The following is a 9,304-nucleotide window of genomic DNA, read 5'->3' on the forward strand; positions in this document are numbered from 1 at the left end:
AATGTCCACTATGATCTGCCCCACCTGCGGCTCCCCCAACCGCGCCGGCGCCGCCTTCTGCCGCCACTGCGGCCGGCTGCTCCTCGGCGCGTGCCCCCGCTGCCGCGCCGCCGCCGCGCCGGACGCCAATTTCTGCGATGCGTGCGGCTATCCGCTCAGCCCGGCGGTGTGGACGGGCTTGTGGCAGGTTCCAGGTTCCAGGGGCCAGGGGCCAGGGGAAGAACAGGGGCTAGGGGCCAGGGGCCAGGGGCTAGGGGAGGAGCGCTCTTCCCTGGCCCCTTCCCCCCCGCTCCCCCGCTCCCCCGCTCCCCCGCCGGCCGGCGAACCCACCTTCCAACTAGAGCGTTTCATCCCCACCCCCCTCGTCGCCAAGCTCAACGCCGCCCGCGCCGCGGGGGCCATGGCCGGCGAGCGGCGGGTCGTCACGCTGCTCTTTTGCGACATCCAGGGTTCCACCCGCCTGGCCGAACAACTCGACCCGGAGGAGTGGACGGAGATCGTCAACGGCGCGTTCGAGCGGATGGTGCGCCCCGTTTACAAGTACGAGGGCACGGTCGCCCGGCTGATGGGGGATGGGCTGCTGGCCTTCTTCGGCGCGCCCATCGCCCACGAGGACGACCCCCGCCGCGCCGTGCTGGCCGGGCTCGAGATCGTCGAGGGCGTTCGCGCCTACCGCGCCGGGCTGGCCGCGCCGGCCGACGGCATCGACGTGCGCGTGGGCATCAACACCGGCCTGGTCGTCGTCGGCGCGGTCGGCTCCGACCTGCGGCTGGAGTACAGCGCCCTGGGCGACGCCATCAACCTGGCGGCGCGCATGGAGCAGACGGCCGCGCCGGGCACGGTGCGCGTCGCCGAGGACACCTACCGGCTCGTCGCCCCGCACTTCGAGGTCGAGGCGCTGGGCGGCGTCGAGGCCAAGGGCAAGGCCATGCCCGTCATGGCCTACCGCGTGCTGCGGCGGCGGCCGGTTGGCGACGCGCGGCGGGCGCTGCGCGCGCCGCTCATCGACCGGCGGCGCGAGTGGGAGCAGTTGAGCGACGTGTTCGGCGGGCTGGCCCAGGGGCGCGGGGCGATCCTGTTCCTGACCGGCGACGCGGGCCTGGGCAAGACGCGCCTGATGGACGAGGCCATCGAGCGCTTCGCGCCGGAGACGGGCGCATTCGGCCGCGTCTATGGCGCGGCGGCTCTCTCCTATGAAACCGGCCAACCCTACGGCCTGGCGCTGCGGCTGTTGCGCCGGCTGCTGGGTCTGATGGCCGGCGACCCGCCCGACGTGGTGCGCGAACGCCTCGCGGCGACCCTGGGCGGCGAGAGCGACGGCGACGACGCCCACCGGCGCGCCCTGGCGACCCTGTTCGGCCTTGACGACGACAACGCGGGCGGCGAGGCGTTCGCCGGGCAGTTGGTCGCCGCCGTGGAGCGGCTGTGGCGGGCCGCGGCGGCCGAGGGGCCGGTCGTACTGGCCCTCGACGACCTGCAATGGGCCGACGCCTCCTCGGTCGACCTGCTGGGCCGCCTGTTCGGCCTGACCGAGAGCGCGCCTCTCCTCTTCCTGTGCGCCCTGCGCCGCGAGCGGGGCGCGGCCGGCTGGCGGCTGAAGGAGACGGCCGAGCACGACTACCCCCACCGCTTCGAGGAGGCCGCCCTCTACCCGCTGACCGACGGCGACAGCCGCGACCTGCTGGCCGCGCTGCTGGGCGGGGCCGACCCGCCGGAGGGGTTGCGCGCGCCCATCCTGACCCGCGCCGAGGGCAACCCGCTGTTCGTCGAGGAGATCGTCTCCCACCTCATCGAGCGCGGCCAACTGGCGCGCGATGACGCCGGAACGTGGTCGCCCGCTGCCGGCGCGGCCATCACCCTGCCCGACTCGCTGCAAGCGCTGCTGACCGCCCGCATCGACCGGTTGGACGAGGAGACGCGCCGCGTCCTGCAAATCGCCTCGGTGCTCGGCCGGAACTTCGCCCAGAGCACGCTGGCCGCGCTGGTCGACCGGCCGAAGGAGCTGGGCCGGCGTTTGCTGGAGCTACAGCGCGCCGAACTTATCCGCGAGGTCAGCCGCCTGCCCGAGCCGGAGTACGCCTTCCACCACGCCCTTATCCACGAGGCGACCTACCAGACCATCCTGCTGAAGGAGCGGCGGGCGCTGCACCGGCGCGCGGCCGAGGCCATCGAGGCGCTGTCTGCCGGCAACCCCGCGCCGGTCGCGCCCGTCCTGGCCCGTCACTACCTGGACGGGGACGCCTCGGCGCGCGCCCTGCCCCATCTACTGCTGGCCGCCGACAGCGCCCTGCGGCTGCACGCCACGGTCGAGGCCATCACCCACTATGACCAAGCACTGCCCATCGCCCTGGGCCAGCCGGATGCGACGGCCCAGGTGGGCCACATCTACACCCGGCGCGGCCGGGCGCTGGAACTGCAATCGAACTTCGCCGCGGCCAACGCCGCCTATGAGGAGTTGGAACGGCTGGCCGCGGCGCGCGGCGAACAGGCGTTAGAACTGCAAGCCCTCGTGGCCCAGGGCAGCCTGCGCGCCAACGTGACCCCTCTCTATGACCCCAAAGCGGCGCGGGCGCTGATGGGCCGGGCGCTCGAACTGGCGCGAGGTCTGGGGGACGAGCCGGCCGAGGTGCGCATCCTCTGGAACCTGCTCAACATCGCCCGCTTCGACCTGAACACCCACGGCGAGGCCGTCACTGTGGGCGAGGAGGCTCTGCGTAAGGCGCGCGCCCTGGGGCTGCGCGAGGAGACGGCCTTCATCCTCAACGATCTGGGCGATGCCCTGGCCGGGCTGGGCGAGTTGGGGCGGGCTATTGGGCTGCTGGGCGAGTCACAAGCGCTCTGGCGCGAACTGGGCAACGAACCGATGCTGGCGAACTCGCTGACCAGCGGCGCGCAGTGGATCCACATGACCGGCGACCTGGCCGTCGCGCGCGCCATGCTGGAGGAGGCGTACGCCATCAGCAGCCGTATCGGCAACACGTGGGGCATGGCCTATAGCGGCAGTCTGCACGGCGTCGTGCTGGCGTATCAGGGCGAGTTCGGCCAGGCGCTCGACGACTTGACCACCGGCTTAGCCGCCGCCACGCAAGCCGGCTTTGTCGGTGGGGAGCTGCTGTCGGCGGCCTTCCTCGCGAATCTGCAGGGGGACGCCGGCTTGCTGGACAAGGCGGTCGAATCGGCGCGGCGCTCGGCCGAACTCGCCCGCAGCCACCTGCCCCAGTTCGCGCCGATGGGTTTGGGGCGATTGGCGCAGGCGCTTCTGTTGAGTGGTCGGACGGATGAAGCGGCGGCCGTCCTGGCCGACGAACTGATCGATCTGGAGAAAGAGCAATTTCTGGTCAAGGTCGTCCCTGTTGTGGCGCGTGTAACCCTGCACATGGCTCAGGGGCAGCCGGCGGAGGCCGAACGTGTCGCCGCCGACACCATCGAGCAGGTGCAGCAGCACGGCGCGCGGCTGTGGCTGGTCGATATGTTGCCCATGCGCGCGCGGGCGCTGGTCGCGCTGGGGCGGCCGGACGAAGCGCGTGCGGCGCTGGACGAAGCCCTGATGCTGGCCCGCGGCATCGGCGCGCGCCATACCCTCTGGCAAATCCTGGCCGACCGGGCCGCGCTGGAACCGGACGAGACGGCCGCGGCGGCGCTGCGGGCCGAGGCGCGGGCCGAGATCGATTTTCTGGCGGCCAACACCTGGCCCGACCACGCCCGCGCCGCCTTCCTGGCCCGGCCGGAAGTGCAACGCGCCCTGGCGGAGTCCGCATCTGAGGATGCGGACGGGCGCGCCGGTAGCAGCAATCAGAGTCCGCATCCTCAGATGCGGGCGGGCGCGCCCCGGTAGTAGCAATCAGAGTCCGCATCCTCAGATGCGGGCGAGCGCGCCCCGGTAGCGCGCATCAGAGGATGCGCATTTCGTGGAAGGTGGGCGCACATTGACAAGACGCGCATCTGAGGATGCGCACTCTGTAGAAGGAGGCAATACATGTCCGACACCTACGACGTCCTCATCATCGGCGGCGGCATCAACGGCTGCTCCACCGCCCTCGAACTGGCCCGGCGCGGCGCGCGCGTCGCCCTGGTGGAAAAAGACAACATCGGCGACGGCCCCACCGGCCGCTCCTCAGCCATCATCCGCCAGCACTACTCCAACGAACTGACGGCGCGCATGGCTCACTACAGCCTGGGCGTCTTCCAGGAGTTCGAGGAACGGGTCGGCGGCGAGTGCGGCTTCCGGCGGACGGGCTTCCTGGCTCTGGTTGCGGCGGCCGACCGGGCGGGGCTGGAGGCCAACGTCGCCCTCCAGCGCGGCGTAGGCATCCGCACCGAACTGCTGCCAGCCGAGGCGCTGCGCGAGATCATGCCCGGCATGGCGACGGCCGACCTCGTCGCCGCGGCCTGGGAGGAGGACAGCGGCTACGCCGACCCCTACCTGACCGTCAACGCCTACGCCGCCGCGGCGCGGCGCGCCGGCGTCCGCGTGCTGACGAACACGGCCGTCACAGACGTCACTCAGCACGCCGGCCGGGTGACGGGCGTGGAGACGACGGCCGGCCGGCTGGGCGCGGCGGCCGTCGTCAATTGCGCCGGGCCGTGGGGGGCGCGGGTGGCGCGCATGGCCGGACTGGAGATTCCGCTGAATGCCTGCCGCGTGCAGGTGTCGTTCTTCAAGCGACCCCCGGGGGAGGAGACCGTCCATCCCGTCGTCGTGGACTTCGGCCAGGCCACCTACTTCCGCAGCGAGACGGGCGGCCTGACGCTGGTCGGCCTGGTCGATCCGGCCGAGGCCAACGCCATCGTTGACCCCGACCGCTACGACGAGAGCGTGGACACTGACTTCATTCTCGACACGGGCGAGCGGCTCATCCGGCGCTACCCGGCCATGGAGCGCAGCGCCAGCGCCGGCGGCTACGCAGCGCTCTACGACGTGACGCCCGACTGGCACGTCATCATCGATGAAGCGCCGCCGGGCAGCGGTTTCTTCCTGTGCTGCGGCTCCAGCGGCCACGGCTTCAAGCTGGGGCCGGCCGTCGGGCGGCTGACCGCCGAGCGGGTGCTGGGTGTGGCCGACCCGCTCTTCCCGGCCCACCTGTTCCGGCTCGGCCGCTTTGCCGAGGGCGACCCGGTGCGCGGGCGGTACGCCTATAGCATTGCGGGGTGAGCGCTCACGCCAAGAGCGCCAAGAAGCAAAGAACGCCAACAAGAAACCACTGATTCTTCTTGGCGTTCTTGGTTTCCCTGGCGTTCTTGGCGTGAGCTCTTATTCACTACAACGCCAATCAGCGTTCCATTCTGCCTCCCTTTGCTACAATAGGCCCCATGCAGTCTACCGGCGATATCGCGCAGTTGCGGGCGGCCATGGCGGCCATCGAGGCCCAGCGGCCGATCCTGGGCGACGCCGTGGTCGAGCCGGCGCTGACCTCCATGCGCCTCCAGCTAGCCCAACTGGAAGCCGCGCCGGTCGCCCGGCCCACCGAGCAGCAGCGCAAACAGGCCACCGTCCTTTTCGCCGACGTCGTCGGCTTCACCGCGCTGAGCGAGATGATGGATCCTGAAGAGGTGGCTGAACTCATCAACGCCCTCTGGACGCGGCTCGACCGCCTCATCGCCTTCCATGGAGGGCGTATCGACAAGCACATCGGCGACGCCATCATGGCCCTCTGGGGAGCCGACGCGGCCCGCGAGGGCGACCCGGAGCGGGCCATTCGCGCCGCCCTGGCCATGCAGGCCGAGGTCGAATCGTTCAGCCGCTCGCTGTCGGCTGAGGGGCGCTTGCCGGCCGGCGGCGCGCTGGAAATGCGCGTCGGCGTCAACACCGGGCCGGTGCTGCTGGGCCAGGTCGGCCTGACCCGCGAGTTCACGGCCATGGGCGACACGGTCAACCTGGCGAACCGGCTGGAACAGCTGGCCCCGCTGGGCGGCGTGCTGGTGGCCCACAACACCTACCGCCACGTGCGCGGCGTCTTCGAAGTCGAGCCGCTCGGCCCCGTCCAGGTGCGCGGCCGGCACGAGCAAGTCCCCGTCTACGTCGTCCAGCGCCCCAAGCCGCGCGCTTTTCGCACCTCCACGCGCGGCGTCGAGGGCATCGAAACGCGCATGATCGGCCGCGATGCCGAGTTTGCCGCGCTCCAGACGGCCTTTGCCGAGGTCGTCACCCCAACCGCGGCGGGCGCGGCCGAGGCCCGTTTGGTCACCGTCATCGGCGACGCCGGCGTGGGCAAGAGTCGCCTGCTCTACGAATTCGACAACTGGGTGGAGCTCCGGCCGGAGCGCGTCCGCTATTTCAAGGGGCGGGCCACTCCCGCGCTGCAGGCCGTGCCGTTCAGCTTGTGGCGCGACGTGCTGGCCTTCCGCTTCGACATCCTGGACAGCGACAGCCCGGCCGTGGCGCTCAGCAAGTTTCGTCAGGGCATGGGCGCGACGGCCGCCGCGCGGGGGGAGAGCAGGTACCTCAGCGACATCGTCGGCCACTGGCTCGGCTTCGACTTTTCGGCCAGCCCGACCGTGGCCCGGCTGGCCGGCAGCCCGGACTTCGCCGCGCTGGCCCAAGCCTACTTCATCCGCTACGTGCGCGCCCTGGCCGGCGAGCGGGGTATGGCCCTGCTCCTGGAAGACATCCACTGGGCCGACGACAGTTCGCTCGACCTGATCGAGCGTCTGGCCGCGGCCGCGCCCGACGTGCATCTGCTCATCATCTGTCTGGCCCGGCCCATCCTGTTCGAGCGCCGGCCGGCGTGGGGGCGCGGCCTGCCCGGCTGCCGCCTCGTCCGGCTGTCGCCGCTGAATGAGCCGTCGAGCCGCGCCCTGGTGGACGAGATCCTGCAACGCGCCGAGGCCGTGCCCGACACCCTGCGCGACCGCGTCGTCGCCGCCGCCGAGGGCAACCCGTTCTACATCGAGGAACTGGTCAAGATGTTGATCGAGCAGGGGGTCATTGAGCGGGGGCGGATTGTAGCACAGGAAAGCAGGGGGGCGGGGGAGCAGGGGAGCGGGGGAGCCGTTCAGGCAGACGTTTCTTTCACCCCCACCCCCCTGCCCTCCAGCCCCCCTGCTCTGGAAGAGCGCTGGCGCATCCACGCCGAACTACTGGACGAAGTCCACGTCCCCGCCACGCTGACGGCGCTGCTTCAGGCCCGCCTCGACGGCCTGCCCCCCCAGGAGCGGGAAGTGTTGCAGCGCGCCGCCGTCGTCGGACGCACGTTCTGGGATGAGGCAGTGGCCGACCTGGGCGAGGGGCACGAGCCGGTGGAGCGTCAGCCGACGGCCGAGGACGGCCTGCATCCCCTGCTCGATGCATTGGCCCGGCGCGATCTCATCGTCCGCCGCGAGCGCTCTGCCTTTGCCGGCGCGGTCGAGTACACCTTCAAGCACAACCTGCTGCGCGAGGTGACGTATGAGACGGTGCTGCTGCGCGCCCGCCGGCAATACCATGCCCGTGTCGCCCGCTGGCTGGAAGTCAACGCCGGCGGTCGTCTGGGCGAATACCTGGGTCTCATCGCCGAGCATTACATCCTGGCCGGGGCCGGCAGCCGCGCCGCCGCCTATCTGGAGCGGACAGGCGATGGCGCGCAACGCAGCGGCGCTTACCGCTCCGCCCGCGCCGCCTTCGAGCGGGCGCTGACCCTGCGCGGTGAGGACGAGACGACGCCGGAAGCGACGTTGAGCACCCTGCGGCTGAAGCTGGGCGCGGTCTGCTGGAACCTGGGCGACTTCCCGGCCGCCGAGCGCGCCCTCTTCTACGCCCGCGATCACGCCCGCCGCGCCGGCGACGCCGCCGGCCAAGCCACGGCGCTCTACTGGCTCAGCCGCGTCGCCATCAGTCGGGGTGACTATGCGCAGGCGCGCATGCTGCTGGCCTACGGCCTGCCTCTGGCCCGCGCCGCCGATGCCGGCACGCTGGCCCAGGTGCTCTACGGCGTCGCCGACGTGGCCTGGAAGCTGGGCGACCTGGACACGGTGCAGACCTACGTGACCGAGAGCCTGACGCTGGCCCGCGCGCTGGACAACACGACGCTGGAACTGATGGCCCTCAACCGGCTGGGCACGGTGGCCTACGCCCGCGGGGAGTTGGAGACGGCGCGCTCCTTCTATCAGACGTGTCTCGATTTGTCCCGCGCCACGGGCAACCTGGAGCGCGAGGCGACGGCGCTGATGAACCTCGGCGCGCTGGCCCACCGCCTGGGCGACCCGACCGGCGGCCTGGACTCGTACCGCGAGGCGCTGACTCACTACCGCGAACTGGGCCGCTCAGAACAGGTGGTTATGGCGCTGGGCAATCTGGCCGAGGCCCAACTCGACCGGGGCGAGCTGGCCGGGGCGCGGCGCGATTTGCGCGAGGGGCTGGCGCTGGCCTGGGAGCTGGGGCTGCTGCCGCGGGTGACGGTGATGCTGTTCGTCTACGGCCGGCTGCTGGCGGCGACGGGCGAGCGGGATCGGGCGGCGGCCGTGCTGCGCCTCATCTTCCGCCACCCGGCGACGGAGAACCAGACCCGGCCGCAGGTGGTGGCGATTCTCGACGGCCTGGGCTGCTCCATCGAGGGGGACACGGCCGACCTCGCCGCCGTGGTGGCTGAAATACTGGAAGAGAATTAGGAATTACGAATTACGACTTACGAATTAGGAATCAAGCAGTGGGCTAATGACTAATTCGGCCAGTGATTAATTCCTAATTCCTAATTCCTAATTTCTACCCCCTCCCCGCTCGCAACATCCCCGCGAACTCGGGCGGCAGGCCGCTCGCCTCGACGGTCGCCGCCGCCGCCGCCACATCGTAGGCCACGCGCACAAACTCCACCTCCAGGGCGCGGTCGTCGGCCCACAACCTGACGTAGCACGCCCGCGGGTCGCCGTCCTTGGGCTTGCCGACGCTGCCGGCGTTGACCACGTGCCGGCCGCTGGGCAGCACGCGGTGGTAAGGCAGGTGGGTGTGGCCGCAGACCAGCACGTCGGCCCCGGCGGCGTCCAGCAGCCGCTCCAGGCTCGCCGCCGGCCGATCCTCATAGAGATACTCGTTCACCTTGCGCGGGCTGCCATGCACCAGCAGAACGCGCAACGCACCTAGCGTGAGGGGGATGGTGTCGGGCAGCGTGCGCAGGAAGGCCTTGGTCTCAACCGTGGTGTGGGCATTGGTCCAGGCGATGGAGCGCTTGCCCAGCGCCTCAGCCGTCGCGTCGCGGTAGGCGCAGCCGCAATCGTCGCTCTCCTGCCCCACGCCCAGATCGTAGTTGCCCATGATCGTCGGGATGGCGCGGTCGCGAATGATCGCGGTCACCTCATCCGGCTGCGCGCCGTAGCCGACCAGGTCGCCCAGGCA

4 protein-coding genes are annotated in these 9,304 nt (G+C 71.0%); 3 read left to right on the plus strand and 1 reads right to left on the minus strand.

The genetic code is table 11. From position 1 onward, the window contains the following. From ACE3UY_RS19960 to ACE3UY_RS19970, 3 genes are all read left to right on the plus strand, one after another. The coding region (locus ACE3UY_RS19960) for an adenylate/guanylate cyclase domain-containing protein (RefSeq protein ID WP_374689235.1) at nucleotides 1–3,835 on the plus strand (3,835 nt) is incomplete at its 5' end. 141 nt (nucleotides 3,836–3,976) lie between these two features. Beyond that, the gene (locus ACE3UY_RS19965; RefSeq protein ID WP_374689236.1) at nucleotides 3,977–5,152 is read left to right on the plus strand and encodes an NAD(P)/FAD-dependent oxidoreductase; all 1,176 of its coding nucleotides are present in this window, start codon (nucleotides 3,977–3,979) and stop codon (nucleotides 5,150–5,152) included. 158 nt (nucleotides 5,153–5,310) lie between these two features. Continuing rightward, a complete protein-coding gene (locus ACE3UY_RS19970) occupies nucleotides 5,311–8,583 on the plus strand; it encodes an adenylate/guanylate cyclase domain-containing protein (protein ID WP_374689237.1) in 3,273 nt (1,090 codons plus the stop codon). A 94-nt stretch (nucleotides 8,584–8,677) separates the two neighbouring features. On the opposite strand, the gene ACE3UY_RS19975 is transcribed toward ACE3UY_RS19970, so the two are convergent. Further along, the coding region (locus ACE3UY_RS19975; RefSeq protein ID WP_374689238.1) for a metallophosphoesterase at nucleotides 8,678–9,304 on the minus strand (627 nt) is incomplete at its 5' end.

Source organism: Promineifilum sp. (SeqCode) (assembly GCF_041918635.1).
Lineage (GTDB): Bacteria > Chloroflexota > Anaerolineae > Promineifilales > Promineifilaceae > Promineifilum.